This is a genomic window from Mycobacterium sp. B14F4 (genome assembly GCF_039871645.1).
Lineage (GTDB): Bacteria > Actinomycetota > Actinomycetes > Mycobacteriales > Mycobacteriaceae > Mycobacterium.
The window spans coordinates 154,639-178,471 of the sequence record NZ_JBDPMF010000004.1 but is presented as its reverse complement, the minus strand read 5'-3'; the positions used below and the strand labels follow the sequence as shown (position 1 = coordinate 178,471).

Sequence of the window (23,833 nt, the reverse complement as noted above, 5' to 3'; positions counted from 1 at the left end):
GTCGGCCCGCTAGCCTGGCCGGTATGCGAATGGCTTGGCTGATCGCGGCTGGCGTGCTGGTGGCGGGGTGTTCCACGTCGACGGGCGGACAGGCAGAACGGATCGAACCCATTCCGCCGAATCCGTCGGCGAGTACGCCGTCGCGCACCACGCCCACCACCACGACGGCGAAACCGGCCGCGCCACCGGCCCCCGGCGCACCCGTCGCCGACGTCATCGCCTGGATCGAGGCGGGTGGACCGGCCGACGCCGCGCAGTTCCACGTGGCCTTCCGCGACGGCCAGACGACCGACCTGGGCGAGGACGTCGCGTTCAGCACGCCGTCGGGCAAGACCACCTGCATGACCGACTCGCAGCACAGCGCGGGTGCGCTGGCCTGCCTGGTCGACCTGGCCGATCCCCCGCCGCGGCCGGAGGACGCCTACGGCGAGTGGAAGGGCGGCTGGGTGGACTACGACGGTGCGAGCGTCGCCGTCGGGTCGGTGCACGGCGACCCGGGACGCTTCACGGCCGGTGAAGGTCCCGAACTGCCCTACGGCGAGGTGCTGTCGTTCGGCGACTACGCCTGCCGCGCCGACGCGGCCGGGCTGTTCTGCTCCAACCGGGCGACCGAGTCCGCGGTGCGGTTCAGCGATGCGGGTATCGAACCCTTCGGCTGCCTGCAGCCGGTCACCGCGCCCCCACAGATCGGCGAGATGTTCAGCTGCTGACCGCGGGATCGTGCCCCGGGTAGGCGTGCACGACGACCGAGCCGAGCTTCGGAATCGCGTGCACGAGTGTGTGTTCGGCGTCATGCGCGACGGCGTGGGCCTCGACCAGGCTCAGCGACGGGTCGACGTCGAGTTCGGTGTCGGCCTGCAACTGGTGGCCGACCCACCGCATCCGGACCCGCCGGACACCGCGAACCCCGCGCTGGCGGGCCAGCACGCTGTGGGCGGTGTCGACGATGTCGGCGTCGACGCGATCCAGCAGCCTGCCGAACACGTCGCGGGCGGCGAAGACCAACACCACAGCGATCGCCCCGGCGATCACCAGGCCGATGATCGGGTCCGCGGCGGGGAAACCGAGTCCGACTCCGATCGCGCCGGCCACCACCGCCAGTGACGTCAAACCGTCGGCGCGCGCGTGCATTCCGTCGGCCCGCAACGCCGCCGACCCGATGCGCCGCCCCACCCTGATCCGATAGACGGCGACGGCCTCGTTCCCGACGAAGCCAATGACGCCCGCCGCTGCGACCCAGCTCAGATGCGACAGCGGCACGGGCTCGATCAGCCGGCGCACCCCCTCGACGGCAGCCACCACCGCCGACAGCGCGATGACCGCGAGGATGAACAACCCGGCCAGATCCTCGACTCGACCGAACCCGTAGGTGTACCGCCTGGTCGCCGCGCGCCGGCTCATCGCGAACGCGATCCACAACGGCACCGCGGTCATGGCATCGGAGATGTTGTGCACCGTGTCGGCCAGCAGCGCCACCGACCCGGACACGGCGACGATCACCAATTGCACGCCCGCGGTCAGGCCCAGCACCGCCAGGCTCACCTTGACGGCGCGGATCCCCGCCGCACTGTCGCGCAACGCCTCGTCGACCCGGTGCGTGTGGTCGTGACTGTGTCCCGCGCCCATCAGCCGGCCGCCTCGTCGTGCAGGACGCGCAGCTGGCCGTCGTCGAGGTGATGAGCAGGCACTCCACCGGTGACGTGCTCGGCGTTGTGCACGGCGTCGGTGACGAGCTGGCGGACGTGGTCGTTCTCCAGCCGGTAGAAGACCTGTGTGCCCTCCCGGCGGGTGCGCACCAGCCGCGCCATCCGCAGCTTCGCCAGGTGCTGGGAGACCGACGGCGCGGGCTTGCCGACGCGCTCGGCGAGGTCGTTGACCGCCATCTCACGATCCACCAGCGCCCAGAGCAGCTGCACGCGCGTCGCGTCGGCGAGCATCCGGAACACCTCGACAACCAGGTCGGCCTGTTCATCGGCCAGCCGGCGCGCGCAGACCTGCTTATCTGCATTCATACGTAGATAGTAGCGCGATTGCCCCCTACGCCGCCTCGGGCGGGCGGACGCCTGCGCGCGCGCGATCCGGGTAGATGTGCGTCATCCCCGCCGCGCCGACGATCACCACCACCGGGATCACCGCCTTGGTCCAGTGCACAGTGGACGGCGCGGCGACCGCGACGTAGCCCAGCACCGCGATGAGTGCGAACACCAACGCCCACATCAGCGTCAGCACCTGGTTGGTGCGCCGAAACGCGGCCGTCTCCCACTCCTGGCGCGGCGCCGACTCCGGCGCGTACTGCTGGGTGAACGGGACGAACGCCAGCGACGCCAGTGCCATCACGGCCAGCACGCCGGCCGACAGCGTGGTGGCGTGGGTGTCCATCCAGTCGCGGTCCTCGGCGCCGACGACCATGCCTGCGATCGTGATCGCCGTGAAGAAGACGATCGTCACCACATCGAGCAGGCGCGGACCGGAGAATCCCGCCGAGATCCCGAGGATCAGCGCGGCGAGCACCGCGCACACCGCGCCGAACATCCATGTGCTCGGCCCGTCGGCGACGACCCAGTACAGGATCCACGGCACGAAGCCGACGACCGGGCTGCGCTCGAACCATTCGCCCACAGCGCAAGCTTGACGGTTCCCGCGCCGGCAGACGCAAAGTCGCGGATGTCAACGGCGTGTCGCACGACTCTGCGTCTGCTCGCCGAGCTCCGGCGCCTGCCCAGTGCGCGACGACCGGAGAAAACGGCGGCCCTGCCGGGCGACGAGACGCGCCGGCAGGGCCGTTGGGCGACAGGGGTATTCGGTTTCTCAGCCGAGCCGGAAGCTTCCGGTGACCAGGGTCGGCGTCACCTGCCTGCCGTTGATCGTCGAGCTCATCTGCCCGTCGGAGAGCCGGGTGATCTGCTGGGCCTGCTGGATCTGCCGCTTGTTGCGGACCTCGGCGCGGAACTGGGCGTCGGCCAACTGCTGGATCTCCGACTGCGTGATGTCGCCGACGCTGCTGGTGCGGAACTGCACACCGATTGCGGTGCCGTCCTCGCGGACCACCCAGGACGCACGCTCGCCGTCGAGTTCGGCGGTGTACATACCCGCCGAGCCGGACACCGGGGCCGCGGTGAACTGGTAGGCGACGCCGTCCATCATGAGGTTGCCTTCGACGTCGGTGCCGTCGAATTCGGCGGCGAGAGTGTCGCGGAACCGCGACTTGAGATCGATCTTGCCGTCGGTCTGGTTGCCGAAGAACCAGGCCTCGTCGGTGGTGCCGTTGCAGGCGTAGGCGGCCACGTCGGCGCCCTCGACGGAGATGCCGATCGTCATCGTCTTGCCGTCGGCCGCTTTCATGTCGGCGACGTAGCGCGCCGACTGCGGGAATGTGGTGGCTTTTGCCGTCGTGGTGGTCGGCGCGACGGAGGGGGACGTGGCTTCGGTGGACGAGCCGCCGGAGCAGGCGGACAGGGTGCCGAGCGCGAATATCGCGCTGATGCCCACGAGCAGGGTGCGGGAGAGTTTCTTCATGTGATCAGCATGGATCGCGCGACGCCGCAGTACTTGGAGATTGTGTGGAGATTGCGTGGAGATCTGGAGTGCGCCGAGATGGGCGGATCCGGATCGGCCTGCGCGGTGCGGGGCTAGCGTGTTGCTGGATGACGTTCTAAAGGGGGAAACGATGGGAAAAACAAGCACGCCTTCGGCAGCGGAGCAGCAGCAGACACTGACGCCGGACGCGATCATGCAACTGGGATTGGCGTTCTGGGGGTCCAAAACCTTTTTGAGTGCCATCGAATTAGGAGTCTTCGGGGTCCTCAGCCAGGTCGGACCGTTGGATGGGGAAGGCCTGCGCGAGCGACTCGGCCTGCACCCGCGCAGCGCACTTGATTTCTTCGATGCCCTTGTCGCCCTTGGCATGCTCCACCGTGACGACGGCCGGTACTCGAACACCGCCGAGACCGACCTCTTTCTCGACCCGGCTAAACCCACCTACATGGGCGGGACGCTCGAGATGTGCAACGCACGCCTATACGGATTCTGGGGATCGCTGACCGAGGCGCTGCGGACCGGTGAGCCGCAGAGCGAGGTCAAGACCGGAGGCAACTTCTTCCAGACGCTCTACGCCGACCCCGAGAGACTGAAGCAGTTTGCCGGCGCGATGAGCGGGCTCAGCCGAGCCTCGGGTGAGGCGATCGCCGCCAAGTTTGCATGGCACGACTACAGCAGTGTGATCGACATCGGGTGCGCCCAGGGAGCCGTTCCGGTGGCGATTGCGACTGCCCACACCCACCTCACCGGCGGTGGCTTCGATCTGCCTGCCATGCAGCCCATCTTCGACGATTACGTCGCCCGCAACGGACTCGCAGAACGGCTGCGCTTCACTGCCGGTGACTTCTTCGCCGACCCGATACCCAGCGCCGACGTTCTCATCATGGGTCACATCCTCCACGACTGGGACTTGCACGATAAGCGCATGCTGCTGGACAAGGCGTACGACGCGCTACCGAGCGGGGGTGCTCTCATCGTGCATGAGGCGCTCATCGACGATGACCGGCGCGAGAACGCATTCGGACTGCTGATGAGCCTCAACATGCTCATCGAAGGACTCGGCTCCGACTTCACCGGCGCGGACTGTCGTCAGTGGATGGCCGACGCGGGTTTCAAACACAGCTACGTCGAACACCTCGTCGGCCACGACGCGATGGTGGTGGGGATCAAATAGTCGTCACACCGCGAGAAAGGCGTCGAGTTCGGCGCAGAACACCTGCCACGCCGGCTCGGTCGCGGTCAGCAGGTGGTTCTTGCTCGCCAGCGCCACCAACCGCGAATCACCGATCAACGACGCCAGTTCCTCGCCGAACCGCATCGGGACGCGATGGTCGTCGCGGGAATGCATGATCAGCGTCGGGCAGGACACTTCGCGGGCCAGGTCGCGAACGTCGATCCGGCCGAACTCCTCGAGGAACCGCACGGCGTTCTCCGGCGAGGTGGTGCGGCGCTGCAATTGGTCGAACGCGGCCCAGTCGGCCCGAGTGCCGTCGGGCAGGAACTGCGCGGCGAACACCTGCCGGAAGGCCGGGTCGTCGCGGCCCCAACCCACCCGGGCCAGCTCCAGATCCAGTGCAGCGGCGCGCTTTTCGTCGTCGCCGACCGCTCGCACCGCGCGCCCGCGGGCGTACGCCCCGCAGAGCACCAGGTGGCTGACCCGCTCCGGGTGCCGAGCGGCGTAGGCCATGGCGACCGCACCGCCCTGTGAGACACCGAGCAGAGGGAAGCGCTCCAGCCCGAGCGCCTCCACCACCGACTCCAGATCGGTGACCCAGTCCTCGAACGTGAAGTCCGTAGCGTCCCAATCGGACAGGCCGCAGCCGCGTTCGTCGTAGCGGATGAAACGGTACTTGGCGGACAGGTCGCGGACCCAGTGCCGCCACACCGGGCTTTCGATGTCGTAGCCGAGATGGGTCATCCAGTTCGCCGCACGCACCAGCGGCGGGCCGTCGCCGGCGACCGCGTAGGCGAGCCGCACATTGTCGGCGGCACGGCAGAAGGCGATGTGCTGGCGGGGCGGCGGCGGTTCGGCGGGCTCCGCCGGTTCGGCGGGCGCCTCGGGCTGCGTGCCGTCGAGCACGGTGCCGACGAACTGGTAGCCGCGGCCGCGCACGGTGCGGATGTAGCGCTGGGACTCCCCGTCGTCGCCGAGCGCCCGACGCGCCGCCTTGATGCGGCTCGTCAAGGCGGCCTCACCGACGAAGCGGCCACCCCACACGGAGTCGAACAACTCCTCCTTGGAGACGAACCGCTGGTGGTTGCTGACCAACTGGGTCAGCACGTCGAACACCTGTGGCTCGACGCGGATCACGTCGCGTCCGGACCGCAGTTCGTAACGCTGGGTGTCCAGCACGAACGAGTCGAAGCGCCAGACGCCGGTCGCGGGCCTGAAGGCAGAAGACTCTGGGGTGGAGAGGGTCACGGACGGTCCCATCGCGCAGGTTGTTGCTGGTCATCGTAACGACGAGTCAGCGCCCGCGAGGGTTCGAAATCATCTCCATCCGTCGGCGGCCTTGGCCGCCCTCATCAGCGCATCGCACAGAACCCGCAACTCGTCGGGTGCGGCGCCCTCGTCCACCGCGGTCGCGACGTCCTCGGCGGCGCATCTGACCTGGTAGACGCGGTCGGAGAGCTCGGCGGCCTCCTCGGCGCTGAGCACCACCGCATCAGGGGCGACGGTGGTGCCCCGGATCTGGGAGCGTTGTTCGTAGGCGCGCTGGCGGCAGGATTGCCTGCAGTACTGGCGGCGCCTGCCCAGCCCCACATCGGCGACTTCGCGGCCGCACCACCGGCAGGACTGGGGACGAAGTCGGCGCGCCACGGACGTGACTGTAAACCGAGGGACCCGCGATTCCCGGTATCATCAACGGTCGAGTCGGGAACTGTGCGGCGTGTTGCTGCGTTGTTTATCGCAGACCAAATCAATCGAGGAGTGTTGACGATGGCTGATCGTGTCTTGAGGGGTAGTCGCCTCGGAGCCGTGAGCTACGAGACGGACCGCAACCACGACTTGGCGCCGCGTCAGGTCGCCCGCTACCGCACCGACAACGGTGAGGAGTTCGACGTCCCGTTCGCCGACGACGCCGAGATCCCCCACGCCTGGCTGTGCCGCAACGGCATGGAAGGCACCCTGATCGAGGGCGACGCGCCCGAGCCGAAGAAGACCAAGCCGCCACGCACCCACTGGGACATGCTGCTGGAGCGCCGCTCGGTCGAGGAGCTCGACGAACTGCTCAAGGAGCGCCTCGACATCATCAAGGCCCGCCGTCGCGGCTGATCTTGCGGCTCAGCGCGTGACGCCGGCTCCGCGGGCGCGATCCAGCCGCCCGCGGATCCCCCACTCCGCCACCTTGAACAGGGCCTCGCGGATGTTGGAGCCGCTCATCTTGGACTGGCCGAACTCACGCTCGGTGAAGGTGATCGGCACCTCGACGACGACGAACCCGTCGTTGATGGTGCGCCAGGTCAGATCGATCTGGAAGCAGTAGCCCTTCGAGTCGACCGCGGTCAGGTCGATCTTCTCGAGCACCTCGCGCCGGTAGGCGCGGTAACCGGCGGTGATGTCGTGGATGTTCACGCCGAGCAGGATCCGCGAGTAGCCGTTGGCCGTGCGGGACAGCACCATGCGCCGGCGCGGCCAGTTGCGAACCTCTCCCCCGTCCACATACCGCGAGCCGATCACCAGGTCGGCGCCGCCGTCGACCGCGTCGAGCAGGCGGTAGAGCTGTTCGGGCGGGTGGCTGCCGTCGGCGTCCATCTCGACCAGCACGGAGTACTCGCGGCCCAGCCCCCACGCGAAACCCGCCAGGTACGCGGCGCCCAGGCCGCCCTTGGCGGTGCGGTGCATCACGTGCACGCGGTCCGGGTCGGCGAGGGCCAGTTCGTCGGCCAACTGGCCCGTTCCGTCGGGGCTGCCGTCGTCGACGACCAGGATGTGCACGTCCGGACGCGCCTGCTGGACGCGTCCGACGATCAACGGCAGGTTCTCCCGCTCGTTGTAGGTGGGGATGATGACCAGCGTGCGCTGGCTTGGGCGTTCTCCCGGCCCGTGGCCCGTGGTCATGTAGCTCCTCTGTCTTTGTCGCCGCCGGTTCGACGACGCACAAAGGTCCCATTGTGCAGTATTGCGGCGGTCACACTCCCGATGCCGAGAATGATCAGCAGTCCCTCGACGAGCGGACCGAACCGCGTCGCGACGGTGAGCTGGGTCTTCAGCCGCACCGCGCCGTCGAGGTAGGCGGGCTCGAAGAACGCGGTGCGGGCCAGTTCACGGCCGTCGGGGGCGATGACGGCGCTGATCCCCGTCGTCCCCGCCACGACCACGTACCGGTCGTGCTCGACGGCGCGCAGTCGGGCGAACGCGAGCTGCTGTTCGCTCATCGCCTCGGTGAACGTGGCGTTGTTCGCGGGCACGGTGAGCAGTTGCGCCCCGTTGCGGACCGATTCGCGGGGCGCCCGGTCGAAGATCACCTCCCAGCATGTGGTGACGCCGACCGGCACACCCGCCGCCTGCACCACCCCGGTGCCGTCGCCCGGCATGAAGTAGCCCGCCCGCTCCGCATACGGCGACAGATGGCTGAAGAAGCTGCGCCACGGCAGATATTCGCCGAACGGCTGCACGATCTGCTTGTCGTGGCGATCGGCCGGGCCGCTGCCCGGGTTCCACACGATCACCGAGTTCGTCGACACGGGGTTCTGCGGGCTGTTGCCCGGTGCGGCCACTACGCCGCCGACCAGGATCGGCGCGTTGATGGCCGTCGCCGCCGACGAGATCAGTTCGCGGGCATCCGGGTTGTCCAGCGGATCGATGTCCGACGAGTTCTCCGGCCAGATGACGAACCTCGGTTGCGACGCCCGGCCCGCGCGGACGTCCTGGGCCAGCCGCATCGTCTCGTTCACGTGGTTGTCGAGCACGGCCCGTCGTTGGGCGTTGAAGTCCAGGCCCAGTCGCGGCACGTTGCCCTGCACGACGGCCACGGTGATCGACTGGTCGTCGCCGGCGCCGACTCCGGACTGGCGGACATGCGGCCACGTCAGCGCGGTGACGAGCAGCACCGCAGCGATGCACACGCCCGGCAGCACCACCGCGGGCGGTGCGGAGTTCTCCTCGGCGTCGCCCCGCCACCATTGCACGACCTCGAAAACGATTGCCGCCGCACTGAACCCGACCAACGCCACCGCGAAGGACAGCAGCGGCGCGCCACCGATTTGCGTGATGGACCGCAACGCTCCCTCGGTCTGGCTGAACGCGACGTTGCCCCAGGGGAAGCCGCCGAACGGCACGGTCGCCTTCAGCCACTCCTGCACCGACCACAGGCCCGCGAACCACAGTGGCCACCCCGGCAGCCGCCGGACGATTACCGCCGCGGCGGCGAACAACGCCGGGAACAGCGCCTCGACCAACGCCAAGCCGATCCACGGCACGGGCCCGACGAACGACCCCACCCACGGCAGCAGCGGCAGGTAGAACGCCGCACCGAAGAGAAAGCCGTATCCGAATCCCCCTGCAACGGTTGTGGTTTCGCGTGTCAGCACCCACACCAGCAACGCGAACGCGACGAACGCCAGATACGACCAGCCGAACGGCGGGAAGCTCAGGCACAGCACCACCCCGGCGAGGATGGCAACCCCGAGTTGCGGTAACCGGGCCACCACGGCCTGTCGCGACCGCGCCGACCGGCCGGGCGCCGCGGTGTCGTCGTCGACGGGAGACTCACCCATGGATGGCGACACCCCGATGGACCGTCTGCCTGCACCGAGGCGGCGCACCGTCGAGGCGCGGCAGCGCGGGCACGCGCGAACGCTGGTCGGTCGACCATCGTTGCACCGCATCGGCTGGGGCGCTGACCTCCAGCTCGTCGACCTCCCAGACGGCGTACGACGCGGGCGCGCCGGGTACCAGGGTGCCCGCCACGCCGTCGCGCACGCCCGCCGCCCGCCAGGCGCCGCGGGTGAGCGCCGCGAACGCCGCACGCGGCGAGATGGCGCTGCCGGGCGTCCGGTGCCGGGCCGCCGCGCGCACGGTCGCCCACGGGTTCATCCCGGTGACCGGGCTGTCGGAGCCGAAGGCGAGTGGCACGCCATGGGATGCTAACAGCGCGAAGGGGTTCAACGATTTGGCGCGTTCGGCGCCGAGGCGCTGGGCGTACATGCCGGTCTCGCCGCCCCACCGCGCGTCGAAGTTCGGTTGCATGCTGGCGAACACGCCCCAGGCGCCCAGCAGGCGCGCCTGGTCCTCGGTGATCATCTCGAGGTGCTCGAGCCGGTGGCCGCAGCGGGCGACCGCGGGCGCGCCGAACGTCTCGACGACGCCGGCGAGCGCGTCGACGACCGCGCTGACCGCCGCATCGCCGATGACGTGGAAGCCGGCCGCGACGCCGGCCTGGGTGCAGGCCCGCAGGTGGGCCGCCGATCGCCTCGCCGTCGAGGTAGCTGTTGCCGACACACTCCGGCGCGTCGGCGTACGGCCGATACAGCCAGGCCGTGCGCGAGCCCAGCGCCCCGTCGACGAAGAGGTCACCGGCCAGGCCGCGGGCGCCGGTCCGCTCGATCAGCGCCCGCGCCTGGTCGGCGTCGGCGACGGGCTCTCCCCAGTAACCGACGACCTCGACGCCGTGGTCGATGGCGCGGATCTCGTCCCAGTCGCCGAGCCCGCCGATGTCGGGTCCGGCGCATTCGCAGACCGCGACGATGCCCATGCCCGCCGCGGCGTCCAGGGCGGCCGTCCGGGCGCGGTGGCGTTGGTCGGCGGTCAGCCGGTCGCGGGCGGCGGCCCGCACCAGGTGGTGCGCGGCGGCGGTCAGCGGTAGCTGCGGCTGGTAGCCCGCGGCCCCGGGCAACTCGGGCGCCAGCCGGCGCAGCACGCTCGACGCGGCCGCCGAGTGCACGTCGACGCGCGCCAGGTAAGCGGGCCGGTCGCCCACCACGGCGTCGAGGTCGTCGGTGCTGGGCGGGGTGCGTTCGGGCCAGTCGGACTCGTCCCAGCCATGGCCCCACACCGGCTCCTCGGGATGCGCGCGGACGTGCTCGGCGAGCAGGTCAAGACAGTGCCGCAGCGAGGTGGCCGGCCGCAGGTCCAGCCCGGCGATGGTGAGCCCGGTGCCGGTCAGGTGGAGGTGGCTGTCGACGAAGGCGGGGGCGACGAACGCGCCGCCGAGGTCGGTGATCTGCGCGTCCGGGTACTGCGCGCGGCCGACGTCGTCGTTGCCCAACCACGCGACGATGCCGTCCCGCACCGCGAGTGCGGTGGCGTCGGGCATGGCCGGGCTGTGGATGCGCCCGTTGAGCAGAAGCGTCGTCACCTACGGGAGGTTCTCATGCCCCTCATCGGCGCGGGCCGTGCGCTCCAAGGCCGGCTGGTCGACGTCGACCACGTCGACGACCTCGCCGTCGATGTAGTCGCGGCGGGTCCTGGCCGCGCCGAAGCCCGCGACACCGGCCGTGATCAGCGGCATCCGCCGCGCGGCCAGCGCCGTGACCAGCGGCCGGGCCGCCGCCCGGGTCGGCGGCAACAGCAACAACGCGCCCGCCACGGAGCTGGCCAGCCCCGGGATCACGACGAGCACCGTGCCGAGTGCCACCAGCACGCTGTCGGTGGCCGCACCGTGCACGCTCGAGGCGGTCAGACCCGACCGCAATCGGCGGATGTGCCGCTTGATCTGCGATCCGGCCAGCGCCAGCCCGACCACGAAGGTCCCCAGCACCGCGAGCAGCGTCCAGCCCAGTCCGATCGTCGAGGCCAGCGCCACGACGACCGCGAGCTCGGTGACCACGTAGAGCAGGAACAGCCGCATCGCCATACGGGCTAAACGTTCGGGCCGCCCCGCTGGGTTCCGTAGATTGACCACGTGGCGAGAATCCAGATCGACACCCCCGACGGCCCCATCGACGCGTTGCTCGGCATCCCGGACGGAGCCGGCCCCTTTCCTGCGGTGGTGGTGGTGCACGACGCGATCGGGTACGCGCCGGACAACGAGGCGATATCGGCGCGCGTCGCCGCGGCCGGCTTCATCGCGATCTCGCCGAACCTGTACTCACGCGGCGGGCGGGCCCGCTGCATCAGACGCGTGTTCCGGGAACTGCTCACCAAACGCGGCCGCGCCCTCGACGACATCATGGCCGCCCGCGATCACGTGTTGGCCATGCCGGAGTGCACCGGCGCGGTCGGTATCGCGGGCTTCTGCATGGGCGGGCAGTTCGCATTGGTCATGTCGCCCAAGGGTTTCGGCGCATCGGCGCCGTTCTACGGCACGCCGCTGCCCCGGTCACTGTCCGAGACGCTCGACGGCGCGTGCCCGATCGTCGCCAGCTTCGGCCGCCGCGACCCGATCGGGATCGGCGCCGCCGACAAACTGCGCAATGTGGTCGAGGCCAAGGGCATCGCGGCGGACATCAAGACCTATCCGGACGCCGGGCACAGCTTCGCCAACAAGCTGCCGGGCCAACCGCTGCTCCGGATCACCGGCTTCGGCTACAACGAGGCCGCCGCCGACGACGCGTGGAAGCGCGTGTTCTCGTTCTTCGGCGAGCACCTGGCCGCTGCGGATTAGGCGGACGCCGCCGTCACCTCGATGGCCGAATGCACCTTGTCGATGCCGCCGCGTACCAGCGCCTGCGGGATCCACCACCACGCGTGCCACCAGTAGCGCCTGGTCACCATCTCGAAGACCCGGCGGGTCTCGGACTTGGGCAGATTGCGCGCGACGGCCTCGACCGGTTCGCCCTTCGGCTTGCCGAGCACCCCGCACTTCTGGATCGTGACCCGCGGGGTGTTGTTGATGCGCTTGGTCTTCCACGACCCGTCGTCGGTGATGATGACCAGCTTGTCGCCGTCGGGCACACCCCAGACGGGGGTCGGCTTGGGCCGTCCGTCCTTGGTGAACGTGGTGAGCAGCAGGTACTTCTCGCCGTAGACGTCTTTGAACGTCGGTGACACCGTCATACCGCCTTGATCTCGAGGGTCACGTTGTTGTCCATGCCGCCGCGCAGCTTCGAGAAGAAGTTGAACGTCTTGCCCAGCAGGCCGTAGCGCTTACCGATCGCGTCGTAGGTGGCGCCGTTGGCCGACTTGTCGAGCACCGCGGCGACGGCCTCCACCGGCTCACCCTTGGCGTTGCCGCGCCGGTCGCAGACCGCGATGGTCACCCGCGGCGTGTTGCGGATCCGCTTGACCTTCCACGACTTCTCCTGCGTGATGGCCACCAGGCCGTCGCCCCTGGGCACCGCCCAGATCGGTGTCGGCTTGGGCCTGCCGTCCTTGGTGAACGTGGTCAACAGGACGTACTCGGATTTCGCGACGTCGGCGAAGGTGACAGGCACGCCACCAACTTAGCGGCTGACACCCGGCTGCATCGACCTTGCATCGACACCGGGTCAGCCCTCTAGGTCGCCCTCGGTCTCCAGCAGCACCTGCCGCAGGCCGTCGAGCGTGGCTTTCTCCGGTGCGGCCCACATGCCGCGGTCGGCGGCCTCCAGCAACCGCTCGGCCATGCCGTGCAACGCCCACGGGTTGGACTCGGCCATGAACTTGCGGTTCTCCTCGTCGAGCACGTACTCGGCCGACAACCGCTCGTACATCCAGTCGGCCATCACCCCCGCGGTCGCGTCGTAACCGAACAGGTAGTCCACCGTCGCGGCCATCTCGAACGCACCCTTGTAGCCGTGCCTGCGCATCGCGGTGATCCACCGCGGGTTGACCACCCGGGCGCGGAACACGCGGGTGGTCTCCTCGGACAGCGTGCGCGTGCGCACGGCGTCGGGGCGGGTGTTGTCGCCGATGTAGGCCGCGGGCGACTGCCCGGTCAGCGCGCGCACCGTCGCGACCATGCCGCCGTGGTACTGGAAGTAGTCGTCGGAGTCGGCGATGTCGTGTTCGCGGGTGTCGGTGTTCTTGGCCGCGACGGCGATCCGGCGGTACTGCCGGCTCATGTCGGCGCTGGCGGCGGCCCCGTCGAGGCCGCGCCCGTAGGCGAACCCGCCCCAGGCCGTGTACACCTCGGCGAGGTCGGCGTCGTCGCGCCAGTTACGGCTGTCGATCAACTGCAGCAGGCCCGCGCCGTAGGTGCCCGGTTTGGAGCCGAAAATCCTTGTGGTGGCGCGCCGTTGGTCGCCGTGGTCGGCGAGGTCGGCCTGGGCGTGAGCGCGCACGTAGTTGTCCTCGTCGGCTTCGTCGAGGCCCGCGACGAGTGTGACGGCGTCGTCGAGCATGGTGACGACGTGCGGGAACGCGTCGCGGAAGAAGCCCGAGATGCGCACCGTGACGTCGATGCGCGGCCTGCCGAGGTCGGTCAGGGCGATGGGCTCGAGGTCGACGACGCGCCGCGACGCCTCGTCCCACACCGGCCGCACGCCCAGCAGCGCGAGCACCTCGGCGATGTCGTCGCCGGAGGTGCGCATGGCCGACGTGCCCCACACCGAGAGACCGACCGACCGCGGCCAGTCGCCGTAGTCGTCGCGGTAGCGGGCCAGCAGCGAATCGGCCATCGCCACACCGGTTTCCCACGCCAGTCGCGACGGCACGGCCTTGGGGTCGACGGAGTAGAAGTTGCGACCGGTGGGCAGCACGTTGACCAGACCGCGCAGCGGTGACCCCGACGGGCCTGCGGTGATGAACCGGCCGTCGAGCGCGCGCAGAATCTGCGGGATCTCGTCGGCGGTGCCCGCCAGCCTGGGCACCACCTCGGTGGCGGCGAACCGCAGCACGGCGGCGACGTCGGCGTTGCCGGTCAGCGCATCGACGGCGGCTGGGTCCCACCCCGAATCCTGCAGCGCCCCGACGAGTGCGCGCGCCTGCCCCTCCGCGGCGTCGACGGCGGCGCGGTCGTCGCTACCGTCCTCCGCCAGCCCGAGCGCCTGGCGCAGGCCCGGCACCGACTGCTCGCCGCCGAACAGTTGGCGGGCCCGCAGCACCGCCAGCACGAGGTCGAGTTCGTCCTCGTCCGTGGGCTTCTCGCCGAGGATGTGCAGCCCGTCGCGGATCTGGACGTCCTTGATCTCGCACAGCCAGCCGTCGACGTGCAGCAGCATGTCGTCGAACGAGTCCTCCTCGGGGCGTTCGTCGAGCCCGAGATCGTGGTCCATCTTCGCGGCCCGCATCAGGGTCCAGATCTGCTGGCGGATCGCGGGCAGCTTGCCCGGGTCCAGCGCCGAGACGGTCGCGTGCTCGTCGAGCAGTTGCTCCAACCGCGCGATGTCGCCGTAGCTCTCGGCACGGGCCATCGGCGGGATCAGGTGGTCGACGAGGGTGGCGTGCGCACGGCGCTTGGCCTGCGTGCCCTCCCCCGGGTCGTTGACCAGGAACGGGTAGATCAGCGGCAGGTCGCCCAGCGCGGCGTCCGATCCGCACGCCGCCGACATGCCCAGCGTCTTGCCCGGCAGCCACTCCAGGTTGCCGTGCTTGCCGAGGTGCACGACGGCGTCCGCGCCGAACTTCTCGTCGACCCAGTGGTACGCGGCCAGATAATGGTGGCTGGGCGGCAGGTCCGGATCGTGGTAGATCGCAACGGGGTTCTCGCCGAATCCGCGCGGCGGCTGCACCATCAATACGACGTTGCCCGCCTGCAGCGCGGCGATCACGATCTCGCCGTCGGGGTCGGCGCTGCGATCGACGAACAGGTCGCCGGGCGGTGGGCCCCAGTGTTCGACGATCGCGTCGGTCAACTCGGCGGGCAGGGTGGCGAACCATGCGCGATAGTCTTTGGCGGACAAGCGAATCGGATTGCCTTCGAGCTGTCCGGAGGTGAGCCAGTCGGCGTCCTGACCGCCTTGCTCGATCAGCGCGTGGATCAGCGCGTCACCATCGCCGGCTTCCAGGCCCGGGACGTCGTCGACGCGGTACCCGTGCTCGCGCATGGCGTGCAGCAGCCTGACCGCGCTCGCCGGGGTGTCCAGCCCGACGGCGTTGCCGATGCGGGCGTGCTTGGTCGGGTAGGCCGAGAACACCACGGCGACCCGCTTGCGCTCGGCGGCGATGCCGCGCAGGCGGGCATGCCGCACCGCCAGCCCCGCGACACGCGCGCACCGCTCCGGGTCCGGGACGTAAGAGATCAGCCCCTCGTCGTCGATCTCCTTGAACGAGAAGGGCACGGTGATGATTCGGCCGTCGAACTCGGGAACGGCGACCTGGGTGGCGACGTCGAGCGGGGACAGCCCGTCGTCGTTGGCCGCCCACTGCGCGCGCGAACTCGTCAGGCACAGGCCCTGCAGGATCGGGACGTCCAGCGCGGCCAGGTGGGCCACGTTCCAGCCGTCGTCGTTGCCGCCCGCCGAGACGGTGGCCGGGGTGGCACCGCCTGCGGCCAGCACGGTGGTCACCAGCGCGTCGGCGGTGCCGAGCAGGTCGAGCAGTTCGACGTCGGCGGTCCGCAGAGACGCACAGTAGACCGGCAGGGCGCGGCCGCCCGCGTTCTCGATGGCGTCGCACAGCGCGTCCACGTAGGCGGTGTTGCCCGCCAGGTGCTGGGCGCGGTAGTACAGCACCGCCACGGTCGGGCCGTCCCCGTGGCCGCTGCGCTGCCCGACGCCCCAGTTCGGCGTCGACTCCGGCGGGCCGAAGCCGAACCCCGTCATCAGCAGCGTGTCGGACAGGAACGCGTGCAGTTGGCGCAGGTTGGCCACGCCGCCCTGCGCCAGGTAGACGTGCGCCTGCAGCGCGACGCCGGCCGGGGTGGTCGAATGCCCCATCAGATCGGCGTCCGGCGCCTGCTCACCGCTGACCACCACCGTCGGCACACCGCTGGCGACGACCGCGTCGATGCCCTCGTCCCAGGCGCGATAGCCGCCGAGAATGCGCACCACGGCGATGTCGGCCCCGGCCAGCAACTCGGTGAGTTCACCGTCGACCAGCCGCGACGGGTTCGCCCACCGGTAGGCCGCTCCGCTGGAGCGGGCGGTGATCAGGTCGGTGTCGGACGTCGACAGCAACAAGACGGTGGGGGTGCTGGGCTGAGCCACCCACCATTCCTACCCCACGCCCCGCACCCCGTTCCGCGACCGTGCGTCTGCACACGACACGCCGCGAGATCTCAGCACTTGGCGCACGGTCGCGGCGCGCGAGGTCAGCGCCGGTTCCAGCGGCCGTACGTGCTCTGCGGGTAGGGCAGGCCGAGCGCGGCAATCAGCACGACGAGCAGGACACCGAAAATGACGAGTTCGAACATCGTTGTTCCTTCCGTAACTCGCTTACTGCACACGCGTGCAGTTAGGAGGAACGTACGACCGAAACGCCCCGAATAGGGGATCTTGTGTGGCACGGATCACTACCCACGTCGATGTGGCGATGGTCACACCCGAGCGGTCTGAACCTCGAAATCGGCCGGCTCCGGCGTGGCAAGCAGTTCCCGGTGGCGAACGGGCTTCCAGGGGAACAATTCCGGGAACCCGTCCTGTCCCAGATACCAGCTCCTGCACCCGGTCATCCAAACGGTTTGCGGCATGGCCGCTTTCATGCGTTCGTTGTAGGCCTTCGTCGCTTCTTCGGTCGGCATGGTGGCGAGCACCCTGCCGTCGCGCATCTGGCCGATCCACCACATCACGAAATCCGCCTGGGTCTCGGCGATCATCACCAGCGACTGGTTGCCGACCGGCGAGTGCGGACCGATCAGCATGAACAGGTTCGGGAAGCCCGGAACCGCCACCGAGCGGTAGGCCTGCGGCCCGTCGAACCAGGCCTGCTCCAGCGTGAGCCCGTTCGCGCCGACGAGTTCGACTGGGCGAACATAGGCGTGGGTGTCGAAACCCGTTGCGAACACGAGGAGATCCAGCTCGTGCAATGTCCCGTCCGCCGTGACGACACCGCTGGGCTCGATGTGGTCGATCGCGTCGGTGACCAACTCGACGCCGGGCTGTTGGATGCCCCGGTAGAAGCGCGCGGACATGGCCAGCCGCTTGCACATCGGGTGGTAGTCGGGGGTCAGCCGGCCGCGCAGTTCGGGATCGCGCACCGAGAGCCGCAGATTCCAGCGGCAGATCGCCGACACCAAGCGGCGTTGCCAGCAGGGTTCGATCACCGCGCGGGCCAGTCCTCGCTCGAAGAAGGCCTGCCAGAATCGATAAGCCATCCGGTTGAGACGGGGGAAGCGCCGCATCACAGCGCCGGTGCGCCGGGCATACCGCGGGTTCGGCATCGGCAGCACCCACTGCGCCGTGCGCTGGAAAACCGTGAGCCCACGCACCTTCCCGCCGAGCTCTGCGGTGATCTGCACACCCGTCGAGCCGGTCCCGATCAGCCCGATCCGCTTGTCCTGCAGACGAACCGAATGATCCCAGCGGGCCGAGTGAAAGCTCGGTCCCGCGAACGTCTCGGCTCCGGGGATGTCCGGGTACCGGGGTATCCGCAGCACGCCCGTCGCGGTGACGACGACGTCGAAGGGCTCGGTGCCCAGACTCGTCGTCACCCACCAGCGGCCGTGCTCGTACCGCGCCGCGGTGACTTCGGTACCGAACTTGATATGCGCCCGGAGTCCCCGCTCGTCGGCCACTTGCCGGAAGTAATCGTGGATCTCCGGGCCGGGCGAGTACACGTGCGACCAGTCGGGGTTCGGACGAAACGAGTACGAGTAGAACCGGGACGGTACGTCGCAGCTCAGACCCGGATAGGTGTTGTCGCGCCAGGTCCCGCCGACGTCGTCGGCCGCCTCGAAGACGGTGAACGTGTCGATGCCGGCGTCCTGCAGCTTGGCCGCCATGCACAGGCCCGACATACCGGCGCCGATGATGGCTACTGTCACGGTGCGCTCCTGAGCCACGGCAACCCCCTCGCCTTGGCGAAACCGTACGCCGCGCAGCGGGCTTGATTGACGTGTTCGCCGATTCGGGGCTAGCCCCCGGTGACGAACCCCATCTTCACCATCCAGTCGCGGGCAACCACGCTGGGATCACGGCCCTCGACGTCCACCTGCTTGTTCAGCTCGATGATCGCGTCGTTGGTCAGCGCCGCCGTCACCGGCGCGGTCACCTCGGCTATCTGCGGATGCGCTTCGAAGAAGGCCCACATCGGCGCCCGAATCGAGGGCATCGATCTCGCCGCCCTGCTCGAACACAAGGTGGTCTTCTTCCGCGCTCAACACGACGTCGACGACGACGGCCTCGGCCGCCCACCACCGCGCATCCGACGGTGACGTCGCGCGGTGAACGACTGCTGCCCATCGACTCCCGCTACGACACGGCCAACAGCTGGCACACCGACGTCACGTTCGTCGATCGAATCCCGAAAGACTCGATCCTGCGGGCGATTACGCTTCCCGGCGGGACGACGACGTGGGCGTCGACCGAATCCGCTTTCGCCGACGCGACGCTGCCCGATGAGACCACCGCGACGCCGTCGCCGGAGACGCGTCGCGGTACTCGCAGGTGGTCGCTCCCGTCCCGCTGGCCGGCTGACTACAGCCGGTGCATCTCCCGCGACATCAAGGCCACCTCGAGGTACGCGTACCGCCGCGGGTTGTGCCTGCGCGCGGGCGTGGCCGGGCTCTCGACCAGGCCACGAACCGTGCCGCAGAACGCGGCCGCCCACCGGCGGGGCCGCACCGGCGGCGAAGCGACGGCCGCCGCCGTGGCGAACAGCAGCTGCTGTTCGGTGATCAGGGTCGGCTCGCCGGCGGCCTGCGGAAGTGCGGTTGCCGGTGACGGCCGGACCGTCGTCGTGACGTCGTTCATGTCGATCTCCCACCATCTGTGTCCGGTCGCGCCGGATGCTGATGAGGCGAAGCTACGGCCGCGGTGAAACATGACACACGCGTACCGGACTACCTGTGTTCGTGGTTAACACGGGCCATCTACGCAGGTGGATCACTTGCGCAGGCCCCAACCGCCGCCGCGGGCGACACGGTCCGCCCCCGTATGCCTCAGCAACCCGGGCGTACCGTGGGTCGGTGGCCAGGACACGCGCTCGAGACGCCTGCCCCGGTGCTCTGCAGGTGCACCGGGCGGCCGACGGCGCACTGGCACGGATCCGGCTGCCGGGCGGCGTGATCACCGCCGCTCAGCTGCAGGCGCTGGCGGGGGCGGCGACAGAGTGGGGCACCGGCACACTCGAACTCACCTCGCGCGGCAACGTCCAGATCCGCGGCATCCACGACGGCTACGCCGCCGCGGTCGCCGAAGCGGTCGCCGCGGCCGGCCTGCTGCCGTCGCCGACCCACGAACGGGTCCGCAACATCGTCGCGTCGCCGCTGTCCGGCCGGGTCGGCACGGCGCCCGACGTCCGCGCCCTGGTGACCGACCTCGACGGCGCCATCCGCGCCGAGCCCGGCCTGGCCGGGTTGCCCGGCCGGTTCCTGTTCGGCATCGACGATGGCCGGGGCGACATCTCCGGACTCGGCGCCGACGTCGGAGTGCACGTCGCCGGCGATACGGCCGCGCTGCTGCTTGGCGGCCGCGACACCGGCGTCCGGCTGCCGCTGTCGGCGGCCGCGCCGACGCTGACCGAGGTGGCGCAGCGCTTCGCCGAAACACGGGGGAATGCTTGGCGGGTAAGCGAACTCGACGACCATGCGCCGTTGCTCACCGGCCTGACGGCCACCGAGCGCAGTGGCACGACATGGGAACCGGTGGTGCGCCCGCCCGTCGGCTGGATTCAGCAGAACGACGGCCACATTGCGCTGGGCGCCGCGGTTCCGCTCGGGGTGCTGCCGGCCCGCACGGCGGAGTTCCTCGCCGCGATCGGGGCGCCGATGGTGATCACGCCGTGGCGGTCGGTCTTGGTCTTCGATCTCGACGAGGGCGTAGCGGACGTCAGCCTGCGGGTGCTCGCACCGCTGGGGTTGGTGTTCGACGAGAACTCGCCGTGGCTGTCGGTCAGCGCGTGTACCGGCAGCCCGGGCTGCGAACGCTCGGCGGCCGATGTGCGCGCCGACGCGGCGGCGATGCTCGACGAACCGTCCACCGGTCACCGCCACTTCGTCGGCTGCGATCGCGCCTGCGGCAGCCCGCCCGCCGGTGACGTGCTGGTGGCTACCGGAGACGGATATCGGCCGCGTGTGACTCCCCCGTAGGGTGAGCGGGTGCTCGACTACATCCGCGACGGCGCCGAGATCTACCGCCAGTCGTTCGCGACGATTCGCGCCGAGGCCGATCTGGCGCGCTTCCCCGCCGATGTGGCCCGCGTAGTGGTCCGGCTGATCCACACGTGCGGGCAGGTCGACGTCGCCGGGCAGGTGGCCTACAGCGACGACGTGGTGGCCAAGACCCATGCCGCACTGGCCGCAGGAGCGCCGGTGCTCTGCGATTCCTCGATGGTCGCCGCCGGCATCACCCGCTCGCGGCTGCCCGCCGCCAACGACGTCGTCTCCCTGGTCGCCGACGCCCGCGCCCCCGAACTGGCCGCCCGACTCGGCACCACCCGCTCGGCGGCCGCGGTCGACCTGTGGGCGGATCGGCTCGGCGGGGCCGTGCTGGCGATCGGCAACGCACCGACCGCGCTGTTCCGGCTGCTCGAGCTGATCGACGACGGCGCACCCACCCCGGCGGCGGTGCTCGGCGGCCCGGTCGGCTTCGTCGGCTCGGCGCAGTCGAAGCAGGAGCTCATCGACCGGCCCCGCGGGATGTCCTATCTCGTCGTGACCGGTCGCCGCGGCGGCAGCGCGATGGCCGCCGCGGCCGTGAATGCGATTGCCACGGAAGAAGAATGAGCGAGCGCGGAACTCTCTGGGGCGTCGGGCTGGGCCCCGGTGATCCCGAACTCGTCACCGTCAAGGCGGCGCGGGTGATCGCCGAGGCCGACGTGGTGGCCTACCACAGCGCGCGGCACGGCAGGAGCATCGCGCGCGGGATCGCCGAACCGTATCTGCGGCCCGGCCAGATCGAGGAGCATCTGGTCTACCCCGTCACCACCGAGACCACCGACCACCCCGACGGCTACACCGGGGCGATGGAGGACTTCTACCGTGAGTCCGCCGACCGCATCGCCGCCCACCTGGACGCCGGCCGCACCGTGGCGCTGCTCGCCGAGGGCGACCCGCTGTTCTACAGCTCCTACATGCACATGCACACCCGGCTCACCGAGCGGTTCGACGCCGTCATCGTGCCCGGGGTGACGTCGGTCAGCGCCGCGTCGGCCGCGGTCGCCACTCCCCTGGTCCAGGGCGACGAGGTGCTGACCATCCTCCCCGGCACCCTGCCGGTCGACGAGCTCAAGCGCAGGCTCGCCGACACCGACGCCGCCGTGATGATCAAGCTCGGCCGTTCGTATCCCGCTGTGCGCGAAGCACTCTCGGCCGCAGGTCGACTGGACGAGACCTTCTACGTCGAGCGGGCCAGCACGTCGCGACAACGGGTGATGGCCGCGGGCGAGGTCGATGACGGCTCCGTGCCGTACTTCTCGCTGGCGATGCTGCCGGGCCGGACCCGCCACGAACCCGCGACCGGCAGCGTCGCGGTGGTGGGGCTCGGCCCCGGCGACACGGACTGGATGACCCCGCAGAGCCGCCGCGAGCTGGCCGCCGCCACCGACCTGATCGGCTACGGCCCCTACCTCGACCGTGTCGGCGGCCGCTTCGGTCAATGCCGGCATCCCAGCGACAACACCGACGAACCGGCCCGCGCCCGGCTGGCGTGCACCCTTGCCCAGCAGGGCCGCGCGGTCGCCGTGGTGTCCTCCGGCGACCCCGGCGTCTTCGCCATGGCAACCGCCGTCCTCGAGGAGGCCAAGCAGTGGCCCGGCGTGTCGGTGCGCGTCATCCCGGCGATGACCGCCGCGCAGGCCGTCGCCAGCCGGGTAGGGGCCCCGCTGGGTCACGACTATGCGGTCATCTCCCTGTCGGACCGGCTCAAGCCGTGGGACGTGATCGCCGCACGGCTGACCGCCGCCGCCGAGGCCGATCTGGTGCTGGCCATCTACAACCCGGCGTCGAAGAGCCGCACGTGGCAGGTCGCCGCCATGCGCGACCTGCTGCTCGAACACCGCGACCCCGGCACGCCGGTGGTGATCGGCCGCGACGTGTCCGGCCCGCGCGAGCAGGTCACGGTCGTGCGGCTGGCCGACCTCGACCCCGCCGACGTCGACATGCGCTGCCTGCTGATCATCGGCTCGTCGCAGACGCAGTGGTACTCCGAGGACGGCGACCGGGTCTTCACGCCGCGGCGCTACCCCACCTGACGCCCGGACCACCCGGCGCGAGCGCTCATCCTTGTACGGTTTCGAGCCTCATTTCCGTACAAGGGTGAGCGCTCGCGGCGGATGACAGTGCTAACGTCCGGCGCGTGACCTCTGTCCTGAACATTCCACGCGGGCCCGAAGACGTAACGCCGGCGTGGCTGGGCTCGGCGCTGAATGCCGACGTCGACACGGTCGACGTGACGCCGATCGGCACCGGTCAGACCGGGGCGACGTACCGGGTGTCGGCACGGTACGCCGCCGCGACGGACCTGCCCGGCTCGTTCGCGATCAAGCTGTCGGCGCAGGACGACGCGGTACGGGAGCGGGTCGCGCTGGGCTACCGGTCGGAAGTCGAGTTCTACTCGCTGGTCGCCGACCACATGCGCATTCCGGTGCCGAAGAGCTTCCATCACGACATCTCCGACGACGGCGCCGACGTCGTGCTGCTGCTGGCCGATATGGCGCCCGCGGTCCAGGGCGACCAGATCGCCGGGTGCAGCCCGACCGAAGCGCGGCTGGCGGTCGAGGCCCTCGCCGGGCTGCACGGTCCCAGCTGGTGCAAACCGGAGTGGACGGAACTGTCCGCGATCGTCATGCCCAAGCCCGGCGACGCCGACGCGGCCAAGGGCCTCGGCGACGTGTCACAGATGGCCGCCACCATCGTCATCGACCGACTCGGCTCATGGATCAGCACCGAGGACCAGGAGACGCTGATCAACGCGATGGGGCTGGTGACGCCGTGGCTGATGGCCGAACCCGGCCGCTACGCGTTGATGCACGGCGACTACCGCCTCGACAACATGCTGTTCGACCCGGAGCGCACGCGGGTCACCGTGGTCGACTGGCAGACCATCGGCGTCGGCCTGCCCGCCCGCGATCTCGCGTACTTCACCGCCACCAGCCTCGATCCGACGGTCCGCGCGCAGATCGAGCGGGACCTCGTCGAGCACTACCACCGAGCGCTGATCGGTTACGGGGTCAGCGATTACGACCTCGACACCTGCTGGACCGACTACCGCCTCGGCGTCGTGCAGGCGCCCCTGCTCGTCGCGTTGGGCACCGCCTTCGCGACGTCGACCGAGCGGGGTGACGAGATGATGCTGGCCATGCTCAGCCGCGGTTGCCGCGCCATCCGCGACCTCGGCACGCTCGAGCTGATCAGGTCCTATTCGTAACCGCCACAGCGCACCGCGGCCGTAACCG

Annotated in this window: 21 protein-coding genes and 4 pseudogenes; 9 read left to right on the top strand and 16 right to left on the bottom strand. The window is 70.0% G+C overall.

Features of this window, described 5'->3' with window-relative positions:
• The first annotated feature begins 23 nt into the window (after window positions 1-23).
• Window positions 24-710 carry a hypothetical protein gene (locus ABGB19_RS13200; protein WP_347686406.1) on the top strand — a complete coding sequence of 229 codons (687 nt, stop codon included), beginning with the start codon at window positions 24-26 and terminating at the stop codon, window positions 708-710.
• On the opposite strand, the gene ABGB19_RS13195 is transcribed toward ABGB19_RS13200, so the two are convergent.
• From ABGB19_RS13195 to ABGB19_RS13180, 4 genes are all read right to left on the bottom strand, one after another.
• Window positions 700-1,626 carry a cation diffusion facilitator family transporter gene (locus tag ABGB19_RS13195; protein WP_347686405.1) on the bottom strand — a complete coding sequence of 309 codons (927 nt, stop codon included), beginning with the start codon at window positions 1,624-1,626 and terminating at the stop codon, window positions 700-702. The genes ABGB19_RS13200 and ABGB19_RS13195 overlap by 11 nt on opposite strands.
• Window positions 1,626-2,012 carry a metalloregulator ArsR/SmtB family transcription factor gene (locus tag ABGB19_RS13190; RefSeq protein WP_347686404.1) on the bottom strand — a complete coding sequence of 129 codons (387 nt, stop codon included), beginning with the start codon at window positions 2,010-2,012 and terminating at the stop codon, window positions 1,626-1,628. The genes ABGB19_RS13195 and ABGB19_RS13190 overlap by 1 nt, the downstream gene beginning before the upstream one ends.
• A gap of 25 nt (window positions 2,013-2,037) precedes the next feature.
• Entirely contained in the window at window positions 2,038-2,619 is a 582-nt protein-coding gene (locus tag ABGB19_RS13185) for a hypothetical protein (RefSeq protein WP_347686403.1), read from the bottom strand.
• 189 nt (window positions 2,620-2,808) lie between these two features.
• Window positions 2,809-3,516, bottom strand: coding sequence for a hypothetical protein (locus ABGB19_RS13180; RefSeq protein ID WP_347686402.1), 708 nt, complete (start codon window positions 3,514-3,516; stop codon window positions 2,809-2,811).
• A 151-nt stretch (window positions 3,517-3,667) separates the two neighbouring features.
• Here ABGB19_RS13180 and ABGB19_RS13175 point away from each other — a divergent pair, with 151 nt between their 5' ends.
• On the top strand, window positions 3,668-4,711 hold the full coding sequence (locus tag ABGB19_RS13175) for a methyltransferase (protein WP_347686726.1): 1,044 nt from the start codon (window positions 3,668-3,670) through the stop codon (window positions 4,709-4,711).
• 3 nt (window positions 4,712-4,714) lie between these two features.
• Here ABGB19_RS13175 and ABGB19_RS13170 read toward each other — a convergent pair whose 3' ends face one another.
• Both ABGB19_RS13170 and ABGB19_RS13165 read right to left on the bottom strand, forming a co-directional pair.
• Window positions 4,715-5,971, bottom strand: coding sequence for an alpha/beta fold hydrolase (locus ABGB19_RS13170; protein WP_347686401.1), 1,257 nt, complete (start codon window positions 5,969-5,971; stop codon window positions 4,715-4,717).
• Window positions 5,972-6,028: 57 nt separating this feature from the next.
• Complete coding sequence (locus ABGB19_RS13165; protein WP_347686400.1) at window positions 6,029-6,358, bottom strand: hypothetical protein; 330 nt, start codon at window positions 6,356-6,358, stop codon at window positions 6,029-6,031.
• Between the two features lie 120 nt (window positions 6,359-6,478).
• Here ABGB19_RS13165 and ABGB19_RS13160 point away from each other — a divergent pair, with 120 nt between their 5' ends.
• Window positions 6,479-6,814: an RNA polymerase-binding protein RbpA gene (locus ABGB19_RS13160; RefSeq protein ID WP_347686399.1), complete on the top strand. Its 336-nt coding sequence runs from the start codon at window positions 6,479-6,481 to the stop codon at window positions 6,812-6,814.
• Between the two features lie 33 nt (window positions 6,815-6,847).
• On the opposite strand, the pseudogene ABGB19_RS13155 reads toward ABGB19_RS13160, so the two are convergent.
• From ABGB19_RS13155 to ABGB19_RS13140, 4 genes and pseudogenes are all read right to left on the bottom strand, one after another.
• A pseudogene (locus ABGB19_RS13155) lies at window positions 6,848-7,609 on the bottom strand (polyprenol monophosphomannose synthase); the annotation flags it as partial.
• Window positions 7,597-9,258 carry an apolipoprotein N-acyltransferase gene (gene lnt / locus ABGB19_RS13150; protein ID WP_347686398.1) on the bottom strand — a complete coding sequence of 554 codons (1,662 nt, stop codon included), beginning with the start codon at window positions 9,256-9,258 and terminating at the stop codon, window positions 7,597-7,599. The pseudogene ABGB19_RS13155 and the gene lnt, both read right to left, overlap by 13 nt.
• Window positions 9,251-10,838, bottom strand: a pseudogene (locus ABGB19_RS13145) (amidohydrolase). The gene lnt and the pseudogene ABGB19_RS13145 overlap by 8 nt, the downstream one beginning before the upstream one ends.
• Window positions 10,839-11,336 carry an FxsA family protein gene (locus ABGB19_RS13140; protein ID WP_347686397.1) on the bottom strand — a complete coding sequence of 166 codons (498 nt, stop codon included), beginning with the start codon at window positions 11,334-11,336 and terminating at the stop codon, window positions 10,839-10,841. It lies immediately after the preceding pseudogene.
• Between the two features lie 48 nt (window positions 11,337-11,384).
• Here ABGB19_RS13140 and ABGB19_RS13135 point away from each other — a divergent pair, with 48 nt between their 5' ends.
• Window positions 11,385-12,086, top strand: coding sequence for a dienelactone hydrolase family protein (locus ABGB19_RS13135; protein WP_347686396.1), 702 nt, complete (start codon window positions 11,385-11,387; stop codon window positions 12,084-12,086).
• On the opposite strand, the gene ABGB19_RS13130 is transcribed toward ABGB19_RS13135, so the two are convergent.
• The 5 genes and pseudogenes from ABGB19_RS13130 to ABGB19_RS13110 form a co-directional block, all read right to left on the bottom strand.
• Window positions 12,083-12,472, bottom strand: a complete 390-nt coding sequence (locus ABGB19_RS13130) for a PPOX class F420-dependent oxidoreductase (protein WP_347686725.1) — start codon at window positions 12,470-12,472, stop codon at window positions 12,083-12,085. The genes ABGB19_RS13135 and ABGB19_RS13130 overlap by 4 nt on opposite strands.
• Before the next feature lie 2 nt (window positions 12,473-12,474).
• Window positions 12,475-12,855, bottom strand: coding sequence for a PPOX class F420-dependent oxidoreductase (locus ABGB19_RS13125; protein WP_347686395.1), 381 nt, complete (start codon window positions 12,853-12,855; stop codon window positions 12,475-12,477).
• 54 nt (window positions 12,856-12,909) lie between these two features.
• Entirely contained in the window at window positions 12,910-16,488 is a 3,579-nt protein-coding gene (cobN, locus tag ABGB19_RS13120; protein WP_347686394.1) for a cobaltochelatase subunit CobN, read from the bottom strand.
• A 329-nt stretch (window positions 16,489-16,817) separates the two neighbouring features.
• Window positions 16,818-18,263 carry an NAD(P)/FAD-dependent oxidoreductase gene (locus tag ABGB19_RS13115; RefSeq protein WP_347686393.1) on the bottom strand — a complete coding sequence of 482 codons (1,446 nt, stop codon included), beginning with the start codon at window positions 18,261-18,263 and terminating at the stop codon, window positions 16,818-16,820.
• Window positions 18,264-18,352: 89 nt separating this feature from the next.
• Window positions 18,353-18,520 (bottom strand): annotated as a pseudogene (locus ABGB19_RS13110) (glycine betaine ABC transporter substrate-binding protein); the annotation flags it as partial.
• Between the two features lie 7 nt (window positions 18,521-18,527).
• On the opposite strand from ABGB19_RS13110, the pseudogene ABGB19_RS13105 reads away from it, so the two are divergent.
• Window positions 18,528-18,817: pseudogene (locus ABGB19_RS13105) on the top strand (TauD/TfdA family dioxygenase); the annotation flags it as partial.
• 98 nt (window positions 18,818-18,915) lie between these two features.
• On the opposite strand, the gene ABGB19_RS13100 reads toward ABGB19_RS13105, so the two are convergent.
• Window positions 18,916-19,191, bottom strand: a complete 276-nt coding sequence (locus tag ABGB19_RS13100; RefSeq protein WP_347686758.1) for a hypothetical protein — start codon at window positions 19,189-19,191, stop codon at window positions 18,916-18,918.
• 215 nt (window positions 19,192-19,406) lie between these two features.
• Here ABGB19_RS13100 and cobG point away from each other — a divergent pair, with 215 nt between their 5' ends.
• From cobG to ABGB19_RS13080, 4 genes are all read left to right on the top strand, one after another.
• Entirely contained in the window at window positions 19,407-20,528 is a 1,122-nt protein-coding gene (gene cobG / locus ABGB19_RS13095; protein WP_347686392.1) for a precorrin-3B synthase, read from the top strand.
• A 9-nt stretch (window positions 20,529-20,537) separates the two neighbouring features.
• Window positions 20,538-21,164 (top strand): precorrin-8X methylmutase, encoded by a 627-nt coding sequence (locus ABGB19_RS13090; protein WP_347686391.1) that lies wholly within the window; start codon window positions 20,538-20,540, stop codon window positions 21,162-21,164.
• Window positions 21,161-22,630, top strand: coding sequence for a precorrin-2 C(20)-methyltransferase (locus ABGB19_RS13085; RefSeq protein WP_347686390.1), 1,470 nt, complete (start codon window positions 21,161-21,163; stop codon window positions 22,628-22,630). Before ABGB19_RS13090 ends, ABGB19_RS13085 begins: the two co-directional genes overlap by 4 nt.
• A 116-nt stretch (window positions 22,631-22,746) precedes the next feature.
• Complete coding sequence (locus ABGB19_RS13080; RefSeq protein ID WP_347686724.1) at window positions 22,747-23,805, top strand: phosphotransferase; 1,059 nt, start codon at window positions 22,747-22,749, stop codon at window positions 23,803-23,805.
• The last annotated feature ends 28 nt before the right edge of the window (window positions 23,806-23,833 follow it).